Annotated in this window: 22 protein-coding genes; 13 read left to right on the top strand and 9 right to left on the bottom strand. The window is 69.4% G+C overall.

Features of this window, described 5'->3' with window-relative positions:
• Window positions 1-16 precede the first annotated feature (16 nt).
• The gene (locus AUC47_RS07550) at window positions 17-313 is read left to right on the top strand and encodes a putative quinol monooxygenase (RefSeq protein ID WP_096714592.1); all 297 of its coding nucleotides are present in this window, start codon (window positions 17-19) and stop codon (window positions 311-313) included.
• Window positions 314-476: 163 nt separating this feature from the next.
• Here the strand turns inward: AUC47_RS07550 and AUC47_RS07545 are convergent, their stop codons facing one another.
• From AUC47_RS07545 to AUC47_RS07530, 4 genes are all read right to left on the bottom strand, one after another.
• Entirely contained in the window at window positions 477-1,475 is a 999-nt protein-coding gene (locus AUC47_RS07545) for an ABC transporter substrate-binding protein (RefSeq protein WP_096714591.1), read from the bottom strand.
• A 76-nt stretch (window positions 1,476-1,551) separates the two neighbouring features.
• Window positions 1,552-2,583 carry an ABC transporter permease gene (locus AUC47_RS07540; protein ID WP_179297555.1) on the bottom strand — a complete coding sequence of 344 codons (1,032 nt, stop codon included), beginning with the start codon at window positions 2,581-2,583 and terminating at the stop codon, window positions 1,552-1,554.
• Entirely contained in the window at window positions 2,583-4,085 is a 1,503-nt protein-coding gene (locus AUC47_RS07535) for a sugar ABC transporter ATP-binding protein (RefSeq protein WP_096714640.1), read from the bottom strand. Before AUC47_RS07535 ends, AUC47_RS07540 begins: the two co-directional genes overlap by 1 nt.
• 171 nt (window positions 4,086-4,256) lie before the next feature.
• On the bottom strand, window positions 4,257-5,126 hold the full coding sequence (locus AUC47_RS07530) for a sugar phosphate isomerase/epimerase family protein (protein ID WP_096714590.1): 870 nt from the start codon (window positions 5,124-5,126) through the stop codon (window positions 4,257-4,259).
• A gap of 193 nt (window positions 5,127-5,319) precedes the next feature.
• Here AUC47_RS07530 and AUC47_RS07525 point away from each other — a divergent pair, with 193 nt between their 5' ends.
• The gene (locus tag AUC47_RS07525; protein ID WP_096714589.1) at window positions 5,320-6,345 is read left to right on the top strand and encodes a LacI family DNA-binding transcriptional regulator; all 1,026 of its coding nucleotides are present in this window, start codon (window positions 5,320-5,322) and stop codon (window positions 6,343-6,345) included.
• Here AUC47_RS07525 and AUC47_RS07520 read toward each other — a convergent pair.
• Both AUC47_RS07520 and AUC47_RS07515 read right to left on the bottom strand, forming a co-directional pair.
• Window positions 6,332-7,297 carry an aldo/keto reductase gene (locus AUC47_RS07520; RefSeq protein ID WP_096714588.1) on the bottom strand — a complete coding sequence of 322 codons (966 nt, stop codon included), beginning with the start codon at window positions 7,295-7,297 and terminating at the stop codon, window positions 6,332-6,334. The genes AUC47_RS07525 and AUC47_RS07520 overlap by 14 nt on opposite strands.
• The gene (locus tag AUC47_RS07515) at window positions 7,284-8,579 is read right to left on the bottom strand and encodes an L-fuconate dehydratase (RefSeq protein WP_096714587.1); all 1,296 of its coding nucleotides are present in this window, start codon (window positions 8,577-8,579) and stop codon (window positions 7,284-7,286) included. Before AUC47_RS07515 ends, AUC47_RS07520 begins: the two co-directional genes overlap by 14 nt.
• 132 nt (window positions 8,580-8,711) lie before the next feature.
• On the opposite strand from AUC47_RS07515, the gene AUC47_RS07510 reads away from it, so the two are divergent.
• Both AUC47_RS07510 and AUC47_RS07505 read left to right on the top strand, forming a co-directional pair.
• The gene (locus AUC47_RS07510; RefSeq protein ID WP_096714586.1) at window positions 8,712-9,572 is read left to right on the top strand and encodes a fumarylacetoacetate hydrolase family protein; all 861 of its coding nucleotides are present in this window, start codon (window positions 8,712-8,714) and stop codon (window positions 9,570-9,572) included.
• Window positions 9,554-10,327, top strand: coding sequence for an SDR family NAD(P)-dependent oxidoreductase (locus AUC47_RS07505; protein ID WP_096714585.1), 774 nt, complete (start codon window positions 9,554-9,556; stop codon window positions 10,325-10,327). Before AUC47_RS07510 ends, AUC47_RS07505 begins: the two co-directional genes overlap by 19 nt.
• 200 nt (window positions 10,328-10,527) lie before the next feature.
• On the opposite strand, the gene AUC47_RS07500 is transcribed toward AUC47_RS07505, so the two are convergent.
• Entirely contained in the window at window positions 10,528-11,496 is a 969-nt protein-coding gene (locus AUC47_RS07500) for an amidohydrolase family protein (protein ID WP_096714584.1), read from the bottom strand.
• Between the two features lie 46 nt (window positions 11,497-11,542).
• Between AUC47_RS07500 and AUC47_RS07495 the strand changes: the two genes are divergently transcribed.
• Window positions 11,543-12,220, top strand: coding sequence for a FadR/GntR family transcriptional regulator (locus tag AUC47_RS07495; RefSeq protein ID WP_096714583.1), 678 nt, complete (start codon window positions 11,543-11,545; stop codon window positions 12,218-12,220).
• A 36-nt stretch (window positions 12,221-12,256) separates the two neighbouring features.
• Here the strand turns inward: AUC47_RS07495 and AUC47_RS07490 are convergent, their stop codons facing one another.
• Window positions 12,257-12,919, bottom strand: a complete 663-nt coding sequence (locus AUC47_RS07490) for a transaldolase family protein (RefSeq protein ID WP_179297554.1) — start codon at window positions 12,917-12,919, stop codon at window positions 12,257-12,259.
• A gap of 106 nt (window positions 12,920-13,025) precedes the next feature.
• Between AUC47_RS07490 and AUC47_RS07485 the strand changes: the two genes are divergently transcribed.
• The 6 genes from AUC47_RS07485 to AUC47_RS07460 all read left to right on the top strand — a co-directional run bounded on the left by AUC47_RS07485 (window position 13,026) and on the right by AUC47_RS07460 (window position 17,802).
• On the top strand, window positions 13,026-13,976 hold the full coding sequence (locus AUC47_RS07485; protein ID WP_096714582.1) for a ribokinase: 951 nt from the start codon (window positions 13,026-13,028) through the stop codon (window positions 13,974-13,976).
• Window positions 13,977-14,026: 50 nt separating this feature from the next.
• The gene (gene rbsD, locus AUC47_RS07480) at window positions 14,027-14,431 is read left to right on the top strand and encodes a D-ribose pyranase (protein WP_096714581.1); all 405 of its coding nucleotides are present in this window, start codon (window positions 14,027-14,029) and stop codon (window positions 14,429-14,431) included.
• A 1-nt stretch (window position 14,432) separates the two neighbouring features.
• Window positions 14,433-15,236: a GntR family transcriptional regulator gene (locus AUC47_RS07475; protein ID WP_096714580.1), complete on the top strand. Its 804-nt coding sequence runs from the start codon at window positions 14,433-14,435 to the stop codon at window positions 15,234-15,236.
• Between the two features lie 75 nt (window positions 15,237-15,311).
• Window positions 15,312-16,199: a hypothetical protein gene (locus AUC47_RS07470; RefSeq protein ID WP_096714579.1), complete on the top strand. Its 888-nt coding sequence runs from the start codon at window positions 15,312-15,314 to the stop codon at window positions 16,197-16,199.
• Between the two features lie 21 nt (window positions 16,200-16,220).
• Window positions 16,221-17,279, top strand: coding sequence for a PLP-dependent cysteine synthase family protein (locus AUC47_RS07465; protein WP_096714578.1), 1,059 nt, complete (start codon window positions 16,221-16,223; stop codon window positions 17,277-17,279).
• Window positions 17,280-17,295: 16 nt separating this feature from the next.
• Window positions 17,296-17,802: a glycine cleavage system protein R gene (locus AUC47_RS07460; protein WP_096714577.1), complete on the top strand. Its 507-nt coding sequence runs from the start codon at window positions 17,296-17,298 to the stop codon at window positions 17,800-17,802.
• 148 nt (window positions 17,803-17,950) lie between these two features.
• Here AUC47_RS07460 and AUC47_RS07455 read toward each other — a convergent pair whose 3' ends face one another.
• Window positions 17,951-18,643 (bottom strand): FadR/GntR family transcriptional regulator, encoded by a 693-nt coding sequence (locus tag AUC47_RS07455; RefSeq protein WP_096714638.1) that lies wholly within the window; start codon window positions 18,641-18,643, stop codon window positions 17,951-17,953.
• A gap of 165 nt (window positions 18,644-18,808) precedes the next feature.
• Here AUC47_RS07455 and AUC47_RS07450 point away from each other — a divergent pair, with 165 nt between their 5' ends.
• The gene (locus AUC47_RS07450; protein WP_096714576.1) at window positions 18,809-20,044 is read left to right on the top strand and encodes an aminotransferase class V-fold PLP-dependent enzyme; all 1,236 of its coding nucleotides are present in this window, start codon (window positions 18,809-18,811) and stop codon (window positions 20,042-20,044) included.
• 53 nt (window positions 20,045-20,097) lie between these two features.
• Entirely contained in the window at window positions 20,098-21,414 is a 1,317-nt protein-coding gene (locus AUC47_RS07445; protein ID WP_096714575.1) for an ABC transporter substrate-binding protein, read from the top strand.
• The last annotated feature ends 2 nt before the right edge of the window (window positions 21,415-21,416 follow it).

Raw genomic sequence — 21,416 nt, 5'->3', positions numbered from 1 at the left:
CACTGAAGGAGACACTGTGTCCGAACCGACCATCCTCCACGCGACCTTCACCGCGCGACCCGGCGAGGGCGATCGCGTCGCCGCGCTCCTCGCCGACTTCGCCGAGGGCGTGCGGGCCGAGGAGGGCAACGTCGTATTCGACGCGACCCGCCTCGTCGACGACCCCGACCGTTTCTTCGTGTATGAGGTGTACCGCGACGAGGCCGCGTTCCAGGCGCACCTCGCCTCCCCCGTCGGGGTCCCGTTCAACGCGGCGTTGCAGGACCTCATCCTGGAGCCGTCGTCGCAGCTCACGTTCCTGCGCCGCGTCTGACGGCATCCCCGCCCCCGTTCAGTTGACACCTCTCGCGGAAATTCCGCGCGGATTGCGGCAGCAGGTGCCAACTGAAGCGCGCGAAAAAGGGGTGGCTCGGCGAAGAGGATGCTGCACGCGAAAGGGCCCCTCACCCGGAGGTGAGGGGCCTTTCGTCAGAGGATCACTCGTACAGGACCGCAGCGATCTTCTCGTCCTCGAGGTTCGACTTGTCGTACCAGTACGAACCCGTGTCGTAGAACTCGTCGACCGAGTCGCCGTTGGCCGCGTCGTACGCGGCCTGGACGACCTGCGCGCCGATGCCGATCGGGTCCTGCGTGATCGCGCCGGCCATCGTGCCGTCCTTGATGGCGTTGATCTGCGCTGCGCCGGAGTCGAAGCCGACGATCGTGATCTTGCCCTTCTCGAGGCCGAGCTCGTTCACGGCGTTGACGACACCGATAGCGGAGCCCTCGTTCGTGCCGTAGATGCCCTTGAGGTCGGGGTGCGCCGCGATGAGGGTCTTCGCGATGTCGGCCGACTTCAGGTGGTCGCCGTCGCCGTACTGGATGTCGACGATCTCGATGTCGGGGTAGTCCGCCTCGATCTTCTCGACGAATCCGTCACGACGCTCGACACCGGTCGAGTTGATCTGCGAGTGGCCGACGATCGCGACCTCTCCCGACCCGCCGATCAGCTCGGCCATGTGCTCGGCGGCCAGCGCGCCGGCGACCTTGCTGTCGGTGGCGGCGAGGCTCAGGCCCACGTCGCCGTTGCAGGGTGCATCGAAGTAGACGACCGGGATGTCCTTCGACTTCGCCTGCTCGAGCGGGGCGACGCACGCCTCGGGGTCGAGCGCGGCGTACGCGATGGCGTTCGGGTTCTTGTCGATCGCACTGGTCAGCATCTCGAGCTGCTGCGCGATCTCGGTCTCGGCCGCGGGGCCCTCGAACGTGATCCGAACGCCGAGTTCCTCGGCCTTCTGCTCGGCGCCCTTCTTGACGGCCTGCCAGAACTGGTGCTGGAAGCCCTTGGACACCAGCGCGATGTACATCTCGCCGTCGCCGCTGCCTGCGTCGCTGCCGCCTTCTTCGATGACGTCACCGCCGCCGGCGCAGCCGGCGAACACGAGGGCGGATGCGGCCACGAGTGCCGCGAACGCGGTCTTCTTGCCGAATTTCATGGAAACTCCATTGTTCTCTGTGGTGGGTGGTTCTCGGGATGGGTCGTGCTGTGGAACGTGGTGCTGCGAGGGAGGGTCAGGTGTGCTGGCGGTTGCGCAGCGAGTCGAGGAACACCGCGAGCAGCACGACGATGCCGACGACGATGTTCTGCCATTCGGTCTGGATCGACATGATGCGCAGGCCGTTGACGAGCACGCTCATGATGAGCGCGCCGATCACGGTGCCGAGGATCGATCCGCGGCCGCCGAGCAGCGAGGTGCCGCCGATGATGACGGCCGCGATGGCCTGCAGCTCGTAGCCCATGCCGATCTGCGGCTGGGCGGAGTCGAGCCGGGAGGCGATGACGATGCCCGCGATGCCCGTGAAGGCGCCGGCGAACATGTAGATGAAGATCGTCCAGCGGCGCGTGTTCACGCCGGAGAGGCGGGTGGCCTCTTCGTTCGAGCCGATCGCGAAGGTGTACCGGCCGAGCAGCGTCTTCGAGAGCACGAGCCAGGCGACGATCGCGAGGGCGGCGGTGATGAGCACGGCGTTCGGGATGCCGGGGATGATCACGCCGAGGGCGATCTTCTTGAAGTCCGGGGCGGAGGTCGAGAAGTAGATCGGAGCGACGTTCGAGATGACGAGGGCCAGACCGCCGGCGATCATCATCATCGCGAGCGTCGCGATGAACGGCGGCAGTCGCAGGAACGTGATGTTGATGCCGTTCACGAGCCCCATCAGCACACCCGTCAACACGCCGCCGATGACGCCGATCCAGACGGGGAGCCCCATGTTCGTCACGATCACACCGGTCATCACGGCGCACAGCGCCATGCCGGTTCCGATCGACAGGTCGATGCCGCCGGTGATGATGACGAACGTGGTGCCGAGGGCGAGGATGCCGATGACGGCCGTCGAGAGCAGCACCGTCGCGATGTTGCTGAAGGTGAAGAAGTTCGGGCTGGCGATCGAGAAGAAGATCACGAGCACGATCAGCGTGCCGAACGCGAGCGACTGCTGGACCTGGCGCTTGAGGAAACCGACGACGTCACGCTTGTCGGTGTTCTCGTCGATGGCCGTCTGGATGATCGTCGTCGTGGACGATCCGTTCTGCGGAGCGCTCATCAGTCTTCCTCTCCGTGTGCTGCGAGTTGCATGATCTTCTCCTGGCTGGCGTCTTCGTTGCGGAGGGTTCCGGTGATGCGACCGTTCGCGAAGACCGCGATGCGGTTCGCGACGCGGAGGATCTCCGGCAGTTCCGACGAGATGACGATGATGGACTTGCCCGCGTCAGCGAGCTGCTGCATGAGGCGGTAGATCTCTTCCTTCGCGCCGACATCGATGCCCCGTGTCGGCTCGTCGAAGATGAGGATGTCGCAGTCGCGCATCAGCCACCGGGCGATGACGACCTTCTGCTGGTTGCCTCCGGAGAGGAGCTTGACGACCTGGTTCACCGAGGGCGTCTTGACCCGCAGCTGCTGGACGTAGTCCTTGGTACGGTTCTTGGCCTTGCCGTCGCCCATCCACCCGATCGCGTTCGCGTAGGAGCCGAGCGAGGCGAGAACGGTGTTGAACGTCACGTCCTGCTCGAGCATGAGGCCGAGGAGCTTGCGGTCCTCGGAGAGGTACCCGAGACCGTGGCGCACGGCATCCGACGGCTGGGAGATGCGCACGGAGCGCCCGGCGATCGTGATGGTGCCGCCGTCGCGGCGGTCGGCCCCGATCACCGCGCGCGCGGTCTCGGTGCGTCCCGCGCCCATGAGTCCGGCGAAGCCGAGGATCTCGCCGCGGTGCAGCTGGAACGAGACGTCCTTGAGCAGGCTCTTGGTCGACAGCCCCTGGACGTCGAGAACCACCGGGTCGTTCGCGTGCTCGCGGGCCTGCGGGCGAGTCCCCTCGTCGATCGCGCGTCCGACCATCATCTCGATGATCTTCGGGATGCTCACCTCGGATTTCTCCAGTGATCCGATGTATGCGCCGTCACGGAGCACGGTGACCCGGTCGGCGAGGCGGCGCAGCTCGTCCATGCGGTGCGAGATGTAGACGATGCCGGTGCCGGAGGCCTTGAGCTGCTCGATGAGCACGAAGAGCGTCTCTACCTCCGAGTCGGTCAGGGCCGAGGTGGGCTCGTCCATGATGAGCACCTTGGCGTTGAACGACAGCGCCTTCGCGATCTCGACCATCTGCTGCTCGGCGACCGTGAGCTCGCCGACCTTCTGACGGGGGTCGAGGCGGATCTCGAGGCGCTTCAGCAGTTCGGCGGTCTGGGAGTTGAGCCGGCGTTCCGAGAGGAACGGCCCGACTTTCGGCTCCCTGCCCACGAAGATGTTCTGCGCGACGGTGAGGTCGGGCATCAGGTTGAGCTCCTGATGGATGATCGTGACGCCGAGCTGCTGCGCCTGCAGCGGGCTGGTCAGCTCGACCTCCCGGCCCTCGAACGTGATCGTGCCCTCGTCCTTGGTGTAGATCCCGGAGAGGATCTTCATAAGCGTCGACTTGCCCGCGCCGTTCTCGCCGACGAGGACGAGAACCTCGCCCGGGCGCACCTCGAGGTGCACGTCCTTGAGCGCCTGCACGCCGGGGAATCCCTTGCTGATCCCCTCGACTCTGAGGATGGGCTCACCCATGTGCTCACCTGCTTCCTTGAAGGTCGTGTGTCCGATGTCCCCGGTCGGGCCCGGAAACATCGGATCAATTCTGCGTCCTCCGGTGTCTCCACCGCAAGATGTATCTAAATGTATCTACTCGGCGCCCGAAACGGAACGGCCTGTAATAACAAGTCGAGAACGGTGGGTCGATCAGTGCAGCCGGATCGACTCGACGGCCGTGAGCTTGTCGCGGATGAACGAGTTGGCGTGTGCGCCGAGCTCGTCGTTGTCGGTCCACAGGTTGCGCCAGATCCCCAGCATCCGACTTAGGTCGGGCGCGACGACCGCCGACGAGAACGACTCGAAGACGATCGGCCCGTCGTAGTCGATGCGACCGAGCGCCTTGAAGAAGGTGTCGAAGTCGACCGTGCCAGTGCCGAGGTACCCGCGGTGGCTCTCCCCGATGTGCACGTACCGCAGGGCGGGAGCGGCATCGAGGACCGGCGCGAACATGTCCGACTCCTCGATGTTCATGTGGTACGTGTCGAGGTGGATGCCGAGGTTCGGCCGATCCACCTCCGCGAGGTAGCCGAGCGCCTGCCGCGCGGTGTTCAGCACGTTGGTCTCGTAGCGGTTCACGACCTCGAGCGATACGGCGATGCCGCGCTCCGCCGCGTGATCGGCGACGCGGGCGATCGTGCGCCGGCTGCTCTCGAGCCCCTCGGCGGTGACGGGCTCCATGTACTTCTTCATGGCGCTGTAGATCACGCCGCAGAAGTTCTCGCCGCCGAGCTCGGCGACCACGTCGACCGCTCTCAGCAGCAGCTCCTCCCCCGCCTTCGCCACGGCGGGGTCGGCGCTCGTGATGTCGGTCGCCTCGGAGAGTCCCAGCGACGCACTGACGGCGAGCTCATGCTCGGCGAGCGCGCTCTTCGCGGCGTCGACCTCGAAGGCGAACGGGTCCATGAGCGGGAACTCGATGAGGTCGAAGCCGGCCTGCTTCGTCTTCTCGACCGACAGGCGGATGCCCTCGGCGTCGAAGCGTCCTGTCCAGACCAGCCCGTGGCATCCGATGTTCATGCGACCCCTCGGAGGCGGGTGTGCGGCACCGTCGCCTCGATCTGATTGGCACGTGCCAATCCGATCCGGAGGCCCACGCTACGGTCGACGGACCAGGGTGTCAAGAACTTTCTTGGCACGTGCCAATACGCCGCACTAGGCTGGTCCGGCCGCCGTCGGATGCCGTGCGCCGGCGCACCCGAGGAGGAACCGCATGCCCGCCAGCGTCAAAGACGTCGCAGCCCTCGCCGGCGTCTCTTCGTCGACGGTGTCGAACTACCTGAACCACCCGCACGTGCTGGGAGCGCAGAGCGCCGAAAGGGTCCGCGCCGCGATCGAGCAGCTCGGATATGTGCCCAACGAGTCCGCCCGACAGCTGCGCGCGGGGGCGAGCCGCACGCTCGCGCTGATCCTGCTCGACGCGTGGATCCCCTATTTCCAGGAGCTCTCCCGCGGCGTCGAGGATGTCGCGAGGGAGGGCGGCTGGTCGCTGTTCTTCAGCAACAGCAGCCGCGACGGCGAGCTCGAGCGCCGCAACATCGACATGTTCGAGGCGCACCGCGTGCAGGGCCTCGTCATCTATCCGCTGGGCGACGTCGTGCCCCGCCTCGAGCAGCTCGCGGAGCGCGGCATCCGCTCGGTCGTCGTCGGACCGATCCGCGAGTCGGCGACGGTGGGATCCGTGCTGTTCGACGACCGAGGCGGCGGCCGGCTCGCGGGCGAGCACCTGCTGGGCATCGGACGGCGGCGGCTGCTCTTCGTCGGCGCGCCGACCGTCAGTCAGTCGAACGACCGCCTGCAGGGGATCCGTGATACCCTCGACGGCAGCGATGCCTCGATCGAGGTCGTCGACGTCGTCCACCTCGCCACCGAGGACGGCCTGGAGATCGGAGAGCGCATCGCCGCCCTGCCGCCGCAGGAACGACCGGATGCCGTGTTCGCCGCCAACGACATGGTGGCGATCGGCGTGATGACGCAGCTGCTGCGCCACGGCATCCGTGTTCCCGACGACATCGCGCTCGTGGGCTTCGACGATGTGACCCAGGCCCACCAGACCGTCGTACCCCTCACGAGCGTGCGGCAGCCGGGGTACGAGATCGGTCGCGCGGCGGGCGCGGCGCTGCTGCAGCAGCTCGCCGACCCCACCGCCGACCTGCCCGAGCCGACGCCGTTCGCGGCGGAACTCGTCGTGCGGGCGTCGACGGTCGGCCGTCGAGCCGCCGACCCTAGCCCGGGATGAGCCCCTCCGCCGCCAGCTCCTCCCACAGCGCCTTCGGGATGTCGACCGCCGCGAACTGGGCGTTCTGCCGCAGCTGCTCCGGTCGGCTGCCTCCGACGACGACCGACCGCACGATGTCGGACTGCAGTGGGAACTGCACGGCCGCCGCGGGCAGCGGCACGTCGTGGTTCGCGCAGACGGCCGCGATGCGGACGACGCGGTCCCACAGCTCGTCGGGCAGCTGCCCGTACTCGTACCGGCCGTCGCGCCGTGGCTCACTCGATGCGAGCAGGCCGGAGTTGAAGACGGATGCCGCGACGATGCCGGTTCCGCGCTCCCGGCACGCCGGAAGCACGTCCTCGGCGGCCGGCTGCTCGAGCAGCGTGTAGCGGCCGGCGACCATCACGAGGTCGAGGTCGGCCGCGCGGACCGCCGTGGCGAGAGCATCCGACACCATGGAGCCGATCCCGATCGCCGCGACCTCGCCGTCCGTTCGCAGCTGCTCGAGCGCGGGAAGCGCCTCGGCGACCGCGAGGTCGAGGTCGTGCCGCTCGGGGTCGTGGAGGTACACGAGGTCGATGCGCTCGATGCCGAGTCGCTCGCGGGACTCGTCGAGGCTCGTGCGAATCCCGTTAGCCGAGAAGTCCCACACTCGCTGCAGGTCGTCGGGCACGTGGAAGTCGTTGGCGGTGTCGAGCCCGCCGGCGTACTCGGGGTTGGGTCGCAGCCGGCGCCCGACCTTGGTCGACAGGACGTACTCGTCGCGCGGCTTCGTCTGCAGGAAGGCGCCGAGGCGCCGCTCCGACAGGCCGAGCCCGTAGTGCGGCGCGGTGTCGAAGTAGCGGATGCCGCTGTCCCACGCCGCGTTCAGCACGGCGAGCGCCTCGTCGTCGCTGAGCTCGCGGAACAGGTTGCCGACGTTCGCGGCACCGTAGCCGAGCGCGGGAACGGTCAGCCGATCAGACCGCGACATGCTCGCCCGTCCAGGTGTAGGCCGCGATGCTCTCGGCCTTCATCTCCATGCCGGCCCCCGGCGCCGTGGGCGCCGTGTAGGAGCCGCCCCGGATGTCGGTGGGCACGACGAAGTGCTCGTGCAGGTGGTCGACGAACTCGATCATGCGGCCTTCACGCGTGCCGGTGACCGCGACGAAGTCCAACATCGACAGGTGCTGCACGGCCTCGCACAGGCCGACACCGCCGGCGTGCGGGCATACAGGCACGCCGAACTTGGCCGCGAGCAGCAGGTTGGCGATGTTCTCGTTCACGCCGGCGACACGCACCGCGTCGATCTGCATGACGGAGATCGCGTCGGCCTGCAGCAGCTGCTTGAAGATCACCCGGTTCTGGGCGTGCTCGCCGGTGGCGACGCGGATGGGGGCGACCCCCCGCGCGATCTCGGCGTGACCGAGCACGTCGTCGGGGCTGGTGGGCTCCTCGATCCAGGCGGGGTGGAACTCGGCGAGCGCGTTCACCCATTCGATCGCCTCCGACACCTCCCAGCGCTGATTCGCGTCGATCGCGATGGGGAAGTCGGGACCGCACACCTCGCGCGCCTTGCGGAACCGGCGGATGTCGTCGTCGAGGTCGGCTCCGACCTTCAGCTTGATCTGCGTGAAGCCGTCGGCCATGGCCTCGCGGGCGAGCCGCTCGAGTTTCTCGTCGGAGTAGCCGAGCCAGCCGGGGCTGGTGGTGTATCCGGGGTAGCCGGTCGCGAGCAGCTCCGCTTCGCGCTCGGCGCGGCCGGGTTCGGCTGCGCGGAGGATGTCGAGCGCCTCCGCCGGGGTCAGCGCGTTCGTGAGGTAGCGGAAGTCGACGAGGCCGACCAGCTCCTCGGGCGTCATCCGGGCGAGCAGCTGCCACAGCGGCAGGCCGGCGCGCTTGGCCTTGATGTCCCACAGCGCGTTGATGACCGCGCCGATGGCCATGTGCATGACGCCCTTCTCGGGGCCGAGCCAGCGCAGCTGCGAGTCGCCGATGATGTCACGGAAGGTCGTGCCCATGTCGTCGAGCAGCGGTTCGATCTCCCGCCCGACGAGGTGCCCGGCGAGGGCGTCGATCGCGGCGACCTGCACGTCGTTGCCGCGGCCGATCGTGAAGACGAAGGCGTGCCCGTCGATGCCGTCTTTCGCGTCGGTGCGCACGATCACGTACGCCGCGGAGTAGTCAGGGTCGGGGTTCATGGCATCCGACCCGTCCAGGCTGAGCGAGGTGGGGAAGCGGATGTCGGTGGTGTCGAGGGCGACGATGCGGCTCACGGGTTCCTCTCCGGCACGGCAGGGGTCCGTGCAGATCCCTTGGAGTGTAAACATCCGATGTCTATACTGTCAACGAGGCGGGCCACCGCGACGTGGTCCGGACCGACGACGATCCGACCGAGCAGGAGAGACATGAAGTTCGCACGCCTAGGCGCCCCCGGAGCCGAGATACCCGTCCTCGTCGACGGTGATCGGTATTTTGATCTGCGGGCCGTGACATCCGATGTCGACGGCGCATTCCTCGCCGGTGACGTGCAGGCTCAGGTGCAGGCCGCGCTCGCCGACGGCGGCCTGCCCGAGCTCGAGGACGCCGCGTCGATGCGCATCGGCGCCCCCATCGCGCGCCCGAGCGCCGTCATCTGCATCGGCCAGAACTACGCCGCCCACGCCCGCGAGTCGGGCGCCGTGCCGCCCACCGTGCCGATCATGTTCCTGAAGACCCCGAACACCGTGGTCGGACCGAACGACGCGGTCACCATTCCCCGCGGCAGCGAGAAGACGGACTGGGAGGTCGAGCTCGGCATCGTGATCGGCGCACGCGCGGCGTACCTCGACTCACCCGAGGAGGCCGACGCGCACATCGCGGGATACGTCGTCGCGAACGACGTCTCCGAGCGGGCGTTCCAGATGGAGGTCTCCGGCGGCCAGTGGTCGAAGGGCAAGATCGCCGCGGGCTTCAACCCGACCGGCCCGTGGCTGGTCACCCCCGACGAGGTCGAGGTCGGATCGCTGCGGCTGCGCAGCTGGGTCAACGGCGAGCCCCGGCAGGACTCGAACACGAACGACATGATCTTCGACGTCCGCGCGATCGTGCACCACCTGTCGCAGTACGTCACGCTCGAGCCCGGCGACCTCATCCTCACCGGCACGCCGCAGGGCGTCGCGTTCGGCGGGAAGTTCCCCTATCTGACGGCGGGCGACGTCGTCGACATCGAGATCGAAGGACTCGGGCATCAGCGCCAGGAGTTCGTGGCATGGGAGGCGCAGAAGTGAGCGGAGCACTGGACGGACTCGTCGCGATCGTCACGGGCGGGGCCTCGGGCCTCGGCGCCGCGATCGCCGCGCGGCTGCACGCCGACGGAGCGCAGATCGCGGTGCTCGACCGCGACATCTCGGGGGCGGATGCCGCGTTCGCCGCGTTCACGGCCGACGTCTCCGACCGGGCGTCGGTGGACGCCGCGGTGGCAGCGGTCGGCGAGCGCTTCGGCCGCATCGACATCGTCGTCAACAACGCCGGCATCGGCGCGCAGGGCGATATCACCGCGAACGACGACGACGAGTGGGCGCGCGTGCTGTCGATCAACGTCACCGGCATCGCCCGCGTCACCGCGGCCGCACTGCCGTGGTTGCGGACGTCGCCGAGCGCGTCGGTCTGCAACACGGCGTCGATCGCCTCGACCACTGGCCTCCCGCAGCGGGCGCTGTACAGCGCGTCGAAGGGAGCCGTCGAGGCGCTCACCCGCGCGATGGCGACCGACCACCTGCGCGAGGGCATCCGCGTGAATGCCGTGAACCCCGGCACCGCCGACACTCCCTGGGTGGGGCGCCTGCTCGACACCGCGGCCGACCCCGAGGCCGAGCGGGCGGCGCTCGAAGCGCGCCAGCCGCACGGCCGCCTCGTGTCGCCGGGCGAGGTCGCGGCCGCGGTCGCCTATCTCGTCTCGCCCGACGCCGGTTCGACGACGGGCACCTTCATCGAGGTCGACGGCGGCATGGCGCGGCTGCGCCTCCGCCCCGCCGGCAGCTGACCGCCCGGCGCGACCGTCATCACCCCCCAGGTCACCCCGCCTCCCCCCGCCTCCCCCGCCGTCCAGTTGGCACCTCGTGCCGGAATCCGCGCAGAATTCCGACAGCAGGTGCCAACTCGACGGCGCAGCAGGTGCCGACTCGACGGCGCAGCAGGTGCCAACTCGACGGCGCAGCAGGTGCCAACTCGACGGCGCCCGGATCACTCCCCGCGCAGCCAGCCCAGGATTCCGCGGCGCGGCGACTCGTCGGCATCCTCCGACCGCCGCTCGCCGAGGCCGTAGAACTCCTCGGCATTCCGCCAGAACAGGGCGTCGAGGTCGTGTCCGCGCGCCTGAGCCCAGTCGATCACCGTCTTCGCCCAGCGGTTCCGCGCATGCGGCTGGTAGGTCGCCGAGCCGTCTTCGGGCGCGTGCGGGTCGCCCTCTTCCGCCGGACCGATGACCGACACAGGCCAGTCACTCCCCCACATCAGGCGGTCCCCGCCGAAGGCGTCGGCCGCGGCGTCGAGGAACGGCACGAACTGCTCGGCCGCCCAGTCCCCGCCGGCTTCGGCTGGCAGTCCGGAAAGCTTGCACGAGACCTGCGGATGCCGCGCGAGATCGTCGAGGTCGCGCACCCACTCGGGGCTCGGCCCCACCGGTGCGTCCGCGGTGCCGACGGCGGGCTTGCCGAGGTGGTCGAGCACGATCCTGAGCTCGGGCACGGCTGCGGCGAGGCGCGAGATCTCGGGCAGCTGCGCCTCGCGGATGCAGGCGTCGAAGGTCCAGCCGCGGGCCGCGACCTCACGGGCTCCGGTGATGAATCCGGCGGAGACGGCGAGCCCGTCGGCCTCGTCCTGCAGGATGTGCCGCACCCCGACCACGAGGGGCTCGGTCTCGAGTCCCTCGAGGTGCGCGGTCGTGTCGGTGCCGCGGTCGAGGCGGGCGCCGGCGACGATGCCGGTCACGCCGATCGCGGGTGCGAGGCTCGCCACCCACTGCACCTCGGCGAGGAAGTCCTCGTCGTCGGTGCCCGCCTGCACGAACACGGCGTTCTCCGTGGACGCGCGGGGGATTCGCGCGTGGTCGATCTCGGTGTCGGCGAACCTCCAGGCGAGCGGTCCCTCGAGCCAGGAGTAGTGCAGGATCTCGGGATCCCACAGGTGCAGGTGCGAATCGAGTACGCGCATGCGACCATCCTGCCTCAGACATCGGATGAATCGCTAGGATGACGCCATGGCCGTGACAGACGAGGCGATCGAGAAGATCAAGGCGATGATCGTGTCCGGCGAGCTCGCTCCCGGCGACCGCCTCCCGCCCGAGAAGGAGCTGTCGGAGCGCCTCGGCCTGTCGCGCAACTCGATGCGCGAGGCCGTGAAGGCGCTCGAGGTCATCCGCGTCCTGGACGTGCGCCGCGGCGACGGCACCTATGTCACGAGTCTCGAACCGCATCTGCTGCTGGAGGCCATCTCCTTCGTCGTCGACATGCACGACGACGACTCGATGCTCGAGATCTTCGCGGTGCGACGGATGCTGGAATCGCAGGCCACCGGGCTCGCCGCCTCCCTCGCCACCGACGACGCGATCGCCCGGATCGAGGAGGAGGTCGACTCGATCGACGCGACTGTGAGCATCGAGGAGCTGGTGGAGCACGACATCCGCTTCCACCGCGAGATCGTGGCCATGTCCGGCAACGCCTATCTCGCGAGCCTCATCGAGCACCTCAGCAGCCAGACGGTTCGGGCGCGCATCTGGCGCGGCCTCACCGAAGGGGGCGCAGCGGAGCGCACCCTGTCGGAGCACCGGGCCATCGCCGATGCGATCGCGCAGCACGACCCCGCTCTCGCGACATCGCTCGCGACGGCCCACATCGCGGGTGTCGAGCGGTGGCTGCGCCAGGCGGCATCCGCCTGACCGGGCGGCCGCGGCCGCGCCGGCGACGATCCGAGCTCAGGCCCCGAGGCGCACCATCGCCGCGTCGAACTCTGCCGCCGAGCTGTCGCTCACCTCGTGGTACAGCACCGCGTCGAGCACGTCGGGCGCCGCGGTGAAGTACGGCACGCCGGCGAGCCGCAGACCGGTGATGTCGTCGGGTGAGCGCAGGCTGGCGGCGAGCACGTTCGATCGGCTGCCGGCGCACATCTGCTGCATCTCGGCGATCACGGCGTCACCGTCGAGCCCGGCATCCCGCATCCGCCCGAGGTAGGGGGCGATGTACTGGGCGCCGATGCTCGCACAGGTCAGCGCCTGCGCGACGGAGTAGACGGCGGTGACGAGCACCGTCGCACCGTCGCGGACGAGGGCGGATGCCGCGGCGAAGCCGTCGCGCGTCGCAGGGACCTTCACGGCGACCCGGTCGCCGAGCGCGCGGATGCCGTCGGCGTTGCGCAGGAACGACGCGGTGTCGCCGCCCCAGGTCTGGAAGAACACCTCGCGGGCGCCCTCCTCGGTCCACCGCGCGTAGAGATCGGGGATCTCCGCGGCGGTGCGCCCGCCGCGTTCGAGGATCGTCGGGTTCGTCGTCACACCGTGCACGACGCCGGTGGCGAGAAGCGATGAGACCCGGTCGAGATCGGCGCTGTCGACGTAGAGGCGGGGGGACGACGCAGTCATGGATCTCCTTGCGCGCAACCTGTCGTTACAGGTTCGGATTCGGCTAATGTAATGACAGCCGCGGGGGATGTCAAAGCACCGCGGATCGACGACGATCAGGAGCCCCATGACACCCGCCACTTCGGCCGATCGTTCGGGCGTGGTCATCGTCGGCAGCGTCACCGCCGACGTGACGACCTTCTCCACCAGGCTCCCCGCGCGCGGCGAGACGATCCTCGGCGACGAGTTCACGCTCATGCTCGGCGGCAAGGGCGCGAACCAGGCCGTCGCCGCCGGTCGGTCGGGTGCCAGGACGAGCTTCGTCGGGTGCGTCGGGGACGACCTCTTCCACGACCTCGTCGTGAGCGGGCTGAGCGATGCGGGCGTCGACCTCGCGCATCTCCGCACGGTGCCCGGGCCGACCGGCATCGCGCACATCCGCGTCGACGCCTCGGCGCAGAACGACATCGTCATGGTGCCCCTCGCCAACGCCGCGCTCAGCGCCGAGCAGATCGACGACGCACTGACTGCCCTCGCCCCGACCACCTCGGTGCTGCTCACCCAGCTCGAGACCCCGTCGGCCCTCACCGCGCACATCACGGCGCGCGGACGCGAGCACGGCATGACCGTCATCCTCGACCCGGCCCCCGCCGCTCCGCTGCCCGACGACGTGTGGCGCAACATCGACATCGTGACCCCGAACGAGACGGAGGCGTCGCTGCTGAGCGGCGTCGAGGTCGTCGACGCAGCCACGGCCGAGGAGGCCGGCCGGTGGTTCCTCGACCGGGGCGTGGGCGCAGCGGTCATCACCCTCGCGGGTCAGGGATCATGCGTGGTCACGGCCGAGGGGGCGACCGTCATCCCACCGTTCCCGGTCGAGGCCGTCGACACGACCGCTGCGGGGGATGCGTACGCGGGCTACCTCGGCGCCGCGCTCGCGAACGGCAGCACGCTGTGGGATGCCGTGCGCCTGGCCACCGCCGCCGGAGCCCTCGCCGTCACGAAGCAGGGCGCCTCGCCGAGCCTGCCGCTGCGTGCCGAGGTCGACGCGTTCCTGTCCACCCGCGAAGCCGCCTGACACGGCATCCGATCCGTCGTCCAGAGTCGAACACCGAGTCGAGGAGCACCGTGCGCAAGACCACCACGACCATCAACCCCGCCCTCTCCCGCGTCATCAGCGAGACAGGGCACACCGACCTGATCGTCGTGACCGATGCCGGGCTGCCGATCCCCACCGGGTCGGAGCGCATCGATCTCGCCTACCGTCCCGGCGCTCCGGCGTTCTTGGACGTGCTCGACACCGTGCTCGCCGAGCTGGTGGTCGAGGGCGCGACGGTGTCGGCCGAGGTGGCCGAGAAGAGTCCCGAGGTGCTCGAGGCGCTGCGGGAGCGATTCGCCGATCAGGATTTCGAGATCGAGCTCATCCCGCACGTCGAGTTCAAGGCGCTCTCGCAGAACGCTCGCGCCTTCGTACGGTCGGGCGAGTTCACGCCGTACGCCAACGTGATCCTGCACGCGGGGGTGGCGTACTGACATGGAGGACTCGATCGACCGGCACTCCGCAGCGCCGATGTACGACCAGCTGCGGCAGCTGATCATCGAGGGCATAGAGCGTGACGGGCTGCAGCCGGGTGATCCGCTCCCCGGCGAGCATCGACTGTGCGAGCGCTACGGCATCTCGCGCACGGTCGTGCGGCAGGCGCTCGCGCAGCTTGAGCACGAGGGGCTCGTCGAACGGGTCAAGGGCAAGGGCACGTTCGTGTCGCGCCCGCGCACGAGCGAGAGCCTGGTGCACACGCTGGTCGGTCTGTACGACGACGTGGAGCGCCGCGGCGGACACGTGCACAGCGACGTCCTCCGGCACGAGCAGGCGCTCGCCGACGACGAGATCGCGACCGCGCTCGAGGTCGCCCCCGGCACGCCCGTCGTGGTGCTCGAGCGTCTGCGTCACGTGGACGGAGAGCCGTGGTCGCTCTCCACGACCTGGATGCCGGAGGCCGTCGGCGCGGTGACCCTCGGCGTGGACCTGTCGGAGGCGTCGCTCTACCGCGTGCTCGCTGCGAGCGGCATCGTGGCGACGAGCGGCGTCCGCTCCGCCGAGGCGACCGTGGCGACGCACGAGCAGGCGCAGCACCTCGGCGTGAGCGCGGGTTCGGCCCTGCTGCGGCTGCGCAGCGTGAGTCGGGGCGCCGACGGCATCCCGATGGAGTACTTCGTGGCGCACCACCGCGGCGACCGCTCACGGTTCGAGTTCCAGCTGCAGCAGGAGCAGTCGCAGGCATCTCTTCTGCACATCGACGACGACGGCGCGGCTTCTCGCGCAGGCACGGTCAGCTGATCCGTTCGCGCCGCGGGGGTCGGCGCACGCGGATAGCCTGATCGAAGACCGGCACGGCAGATCAGGGGGAACACGATGGCGCACGACGAGCAGGATGCCGAGGTGCAGGGCGAGCAGGTCGTACCGCCGCCTCCGCCCGGATCGGGCAGGCAGGAGGCGAACGCCTCGCCCACGGTTCCCCTCGCACCGTCGCTGAACGGCGAGCCGTCGCCGACCCGGCCGTACGGGATGCCGCAGCAGCCGCCACTCGGTCCACCGCTGCAGTACGGCGCCCCGCAGCATCCCTCTCACGCGACTCCCCCGCCGCCGTACGCGACTCCGCAGCAGCCCCCGTACGCGACTCCGCAGCAGCCGCCGTACGGGACTGCGCAGCCCAACGGCGGGTACCCGATCTCGTCCGTCGCTCCGCCGGTCGCGCCGTCGAGCGCGCGGGCGAACGGTCTGGTGCTCAGCCTGGTCGGTGGTCTGCTCGCGCTGATCGTCGTGGGCGTGGCCGTTATCATCGGCGCGCTGGTCAACGGGGCGCAGACTCCCGTCGCCGAGCCGACCGGCGTCTCGGCACCCACGCCGCTCCCTTCGGCTGCACCGTCCGATCCGTCCGACGAACCAGGGACCGATCCCGACGCCGAGGCCGGGGCCGAGATCGCCGACCTCCTGCAGGCGAAGGCAGACGAGTACAAGCGTCTCCGCGACTCCGGCGCGCTGTGGCAGACCATCCCCGACACCGAGTTCAACCGCACGGCGGTCACCGCGTTCCTGTACTTCCTCACCGACATGAAGGTGGCGACCATCTGGGGCGTCGATGCGAAGACCGCTGCCGAGTACGAGCAGCGGATGACGATGCTCGAGGAGAAGCTGCTCGCTCAGCAGCCCCTCGGTGACGACATCCAGATCACGCTCGAAGAGGGCAGGGTCTTCCGGTACGACGGCGAGACCGGCGAGGGCGGCTATTTCGAGGAGTAGACCGGGCGTTACGCTCGAGGCATGAGCGACTGGACCAGCACCGCGATCGCCCTGCTGGAAGCCGACGCGAACCGCAGTGCCGACACGCACCTGCACCTGTTCCCGCTGCCGGGCGAGTGGGGCATCGACCTCTACCTCAAGGACGAGTCGGTTCATCCGACCGGGTCGCTCAAGCACCGCCTCGCGCGATCGCTGCTGCTCTACGGCCTCGTGAACGGACGCATCACGCAGGACACGACGCTCGTCGAGTCCTCGAGCGGATCGACCGCCGTGTCCGAGGCGTACTTCGCGCGGATGCTGGGGCTGCCGTTCATCACGGTCGTGCCTCGATCGACGAGCCAGGAGAAGATCGACCTCATCGAGTTCTACGGCGGTACGTGCCACTTCGTCGACCGCGCCGAGGACATGTCACCCGAAGCCCGGCGCCTCGCGAGCGACTGCCACGGTCACTACCTCGACCAGTTCACGTACGCGGAGCGGGCGACCGACTGGCGAGGCAACAACAACATCGCCGAGAGCGTGTTCAGTCAGCTCTCGCAGGAACGGCATCCGATCCCCCGCTGGATCGTGGTGGGCGCCGGCACCGGCGGCACGAGCGCCACGTTCGGTCGCTACGTCAAGTACCGCCGCCACGACACGCAGATCGCGGTCGTCGACCCCGAGGGCTCTGCCTTCTACGACGGCTGGGCCGGAACCGTCGACCCGCCGGCCGGACGCCCGAGCCGCATCGAGGGCATCGGCCGCCCGCAGGTCGAGCCGTCGTTCGTCCCGACGGTGATCGACGAGATGATCCAGGTGCCCGACGCGGGGTCCATCGCCGCGATCCGGATGCTGCGCGAGCGCACCCTTCATCTCGCCGGCGGCTCGACGGGGACGAATCTCTACGGCGCCTTCCAGCTGATCGCCCGTATGCGTGCGGCAGGCGAGACCGGCAGCGTCGTCACGCTCATCTGCGACAGCGGCATCCGCTACGCCGGCACCTACTACTCCGACGAGTGGGTCGCCGCGCAAGGCTGGGATCTCGCACCGCACCGCACCCGCCTCGACCGCTTCCTCGAGACGGGCGAGTGGGCGGAGTGACGGCTACGCTGGCCGCATGACCACTCTCATCCTCACCGTCGCGGGTGCTGATCGTCCGGGCCTCGTGGCCGCCGTCGCCGATGTCGTCGACGCCCACGGCGGCAACTGGGAGACCAGTCAGCTCGCCGAGCTCTCCGGCACCTTCGCCGGGGTCATCGAGGTCTCCGTCTCGCCCGAGCGCTCCCGGGAACTGGAGTCGGCGCTGCGCGGGCTCGACGGCCTGCTCACGGTCGCCGTGCGCACCGGCACCGAGAACGTCCCCGCGCCCGACCGGCTGCTGGAGCTGCGCGTGCTCGGCAACGACCGGCCGGGCATCGTGCGCGAGGTGTCGACCGTGTTGCACGCTCACGCGCTGAGCATCGAGGAACTGTCGACCGAGACCCGCGATGCGGCGATGGCCGGCGGCCGCCTGTTCGAGGCCACGGTCGCGGCGCGCGTTCCGTCGTCCGTCGATCTCGACGCGCTCCGCGCCGATCTGGAGCGCCTCGCGACCGAGATCCAGGTCGACATCACGCTCGCGTAGCCCCCTCCCTCCTTCCCCCTCCCTGAGACGCGACCCACCCCTTTCCGCGCGAGCCACCCCGATGCGTACCGAACACACCGGGGTGGTTCGGTCGTAAGGGGGTGGGTTGGCAGCGCGTTGTGGGCAGCGAAGCAGGCGGAGCTGCGAATCAGGCGGAGGCCTCCTCGCCCTCCGTGTACAGCCGCACCCAGTACTCCGTCGCCGCGACATGCGCCGACGCCGCAGTCGAGGCCGCGACGGGATCCGCGGCGGCGAGCCCGCGCAGGATGGCGCGGTGTCCGGCATCCGAGTTCCGCTTGAGCTCGGCCGCATCATCGGCATCCGGGATGCGATAGGCGCGCGAGCGCGAACGCAGCACCTCGATGAGGCTCGTGAGGGCGTCGTTGCCCGCGACCTCGGAGATGGTCATGTGGAAGGCGTGGTCGAGGCGCGAGTGCTCCTCGAAATCATCGCTCGCCTCGATCTCGGAGAGGATGCCGTCGAGCACCGCCACGGTGTCGTCGTCGATCCGCGCGGCGGCGAGCGCTGCGGCGTGCGGTTCGAGCACCCGGCGCAGCTCCGTGAGCTCGAGCACCCCGGCCATCGGCAGCAGCCCGACCGTGAGAGACAGGCTGCCGATGAGGTCGGCGGCGCGCAGTTCGCCGACGTAGCTGCCCGAGCCGTGCCGCGTCTCGAGCACGCCCAGAGCCGCCAGCATCCGGATCGCCTCGCGCAGCGACCCCCGGGAGACGCCGAGCCGCTCGCACAGCTCGCCCTCGCTGGGGAGGCGGTCGCCGGGGCGCAGCGCGCCGTCGGCGATCAGAGCACGCAGCCCGTGCAGCGCCGTGTCCAGTGCGCTCATCGTCATCCTCTCTGACACCGCCCCGCCCCTCGTGAAGTCTGTCGGAATGTGCCGACCGCGAAAACTCGTATGACAACTATGTTTCATCTTCGCGTTTTCATGGCGCATTCGCAGGCACTGTGGCAAAGTTGTGCAACAACTCGCCCCACTCACCGATGAGGACCGATGCCCGATCCGCTGTTCCCCGCACCGCTCACGCTGAAGTCCGGCGTGCGAGCGCGTGACGCGTGGCCCCTCGACCCCGAGGTGATCCACCTCAATCACGGATCGTTCGGCGCGGTGCCGTCCGCCGTCGTCGCGCACCAGGACGCCCTGCGTCGGCGGGCCGACCTCAGCCCGGTGGAGTGGTTCCCCCGGATCTCGGAGCGGGTGCGCGAGGCCCGCGAGCGCACCGCGCCGTTCGTGGGTGCCCGCGCCGACGACAGCGTCTTCGTGCCCAACGCCTCGGCCGCCGCGACGGTCGTCTACAACGCCCTGCAGCTGGAAGCGGGCGACGAGATCCTCGTGACCGACCAGGGCTACGGCGCCATCACGATGGGCGCCGAGCGCCTGGCCCGCCGCTTCGGCGCGAGCGTCCGCACCGTCGCCCTGCCGCTCCTGGCCTCCGACGACGAGATCGTCGAGCTCTTCGCCGCGGCACTCACCCCGCGCACCCGGCTGATCGTCGTCGACCAGATCACCTCGCCCACGGCGCGCGTGCTGCCGACCCGCCGCATCGCAGACATCGCCGGCGAGAGCGGCGTCCGCACGCTGGTCGACGGCGCGCACGCGCCCGGCCTCATCGCCGACGCGGCGGCCGTCGCCGGCGGCGACTGGTGGTTCGGCAACCTGCACAAGTGGCCCTGCGCCCCGCGCGGATCGGCCCTGCTCGTCACCACGGCCCCCGACCGCGACGAGCTGTGGCCCCTCATCGACTCGTGGGCCGCGCGCGAGCCCTACCCCGAGCGCTTCGACACCCAGGGCACGATCGACGCGACCACCTACCTCGCCACCCCCACCGCGATCGACTTCGTCGAGAACGAGTTCGGCTGGGCGGCCGCGCGCATCGCGATGGCGCAGATCGCGGATGCCGGTGCCGAGATGATCGCCGAAGCGCTGCGGCCGTACGGCGACGAGGACCCCCTGACCCCGCTGCCCTCCCCCGTGCCGTCGATGCGGCTCGTGCGTCTGCCGCTCGGACTCGGCGCCTCCCGCGAGGAGGCGGACGCCCTCCGCATGGACCTGCTCGACGCGGTCGGCGTGGAGACCGCGTTCACCAGTTTCCGCGGCGTCGGCTACTTCCGCCTGTCGGCGCACCTGTACACCGAGCAGTCCGACTTCGAGGCCTTCGTCGACCGCTGCGTTCCGCAGATCCTGAGCCGCGCCGGCATCCGCACCGCCGACCGCGTCATCGTCTCCTGACTCCCGATCCCTTCCCTACCCGACCCACCACACCAGAAATTGAGAGGCACCTCGTGAAGAAGAACCGCATCTTGACGGCCGCCGCGGGTTTCGGCACCGTCGCCGTCCTCGCGCTGACCGGCTGCTCCGGCGGCTCCGGCGGCTCGTCCGCTGGCGGCACGACCACCCTGCAGATGGTCGAGAGCCTGACCAACCCGGCCCGCACCGAGCTGATCCGCGGGCTGCTCGACCAGTTTGAGGAGGAGAACCCCGACATCACCGTCAAGCTCGTGTCGCCCCCGACCGAGCAGGCCGACCAGAAGATCCAGCAGATGCTGCAGTCCGGCAAGGGTGTCGACGTGCTCGAGGTCCGCGACATCACGGTCGGCCCGTTCGCGAACAACGGCTGGCTGTACGACCTCGGCGCCGACCTCGAGAAGTGGGACGGTTGGGACGCCCTGACCGAGAACGCGCAGTCTGCGTCGGTCGCTGCCGATGGCAAGAGCTACTTCGTGCCTTACGGCTTCTACGGCCTGTCGCTCTTCTACCGCACCGACCTCGTCGAGGCGGCCGGCTTCGACGGCCCGCCGCACAGCTGGAAAGACCTGCTCGAGCAGGCCAGCGCGATCCAGGACCCGTCGAACAACATCTACGGCTACGCCTTCCGAGGTGGCGCGAACGCGAACAGCAACGTCGTCGCCGCGATCGAGGCCTACACGATCGACGGCCTGAACACCGAGGACGCGTTCCTCATGGAGGACGGTTCGACGATCTTCGCCGCTCCCGAGGCGCAGGAGGCGGTCGACGACTACTTCGACCTCTTCAAGAAGGCCTCGCCGCCGTCGGCCGTGTCGTGGGGCTACCCCGAGATGGTCGCCGGCTTCACGAACGGCACCACCGCGTTCCTGCTCCAGGACCCCGAGGTCATCGCCACCGTGCAGGACTCCTCGCTCACCGAGGACCAGTGGGACACCGCTCCGCTGCTCGTCGGCCCGTCGGGCAAGGCTGCGCAGCCGCTGGCCGTCGCCGGCTGGGGCGTCGCCGAGAAGAGCGAGAACAAGGAGGCAGCGGTCAAGCTCGTCGAGTTCCTCTCGTCGGCCGAGCCCGCGACCGAGTTCGCGCAGGCCAACAGCCTCGTGCCGATCATCGCCGACGCGGCGGACGACGAGTTCTACTCGACCGGCCCGTGGACGAGCTACGTCACGATGACCGAGGACCCGGAGACGTACGTCAACGTGCGCCAGCCGCGCGGCGTCAGCTGGTGGACCGAGTGGATCCAGAAGTCCGACCAGGACGTGCAGAACGTGCTCCTCGGCAACATGTCGACCAGCGAGCTGCTGGAGTCGTGGGACGCGTTCTGGACCGAGAAGTACGCCGCGGAGAAGGGCTGACC

The sequence above is a fragment of the Microbacterium sp. SZ1 genome (genome assembly GCF_002362255.1).
GTDB lineage: Bacteria > Actinomycetota > Actinomycetes > Actinomycetales > Microbacteriaceae > Microbacterium.
The sequence above is the reverse complement of the archived record's forward strand: the minus strand, read 5'-3'. Positions and strand labels throughout refer to the sequence as shown.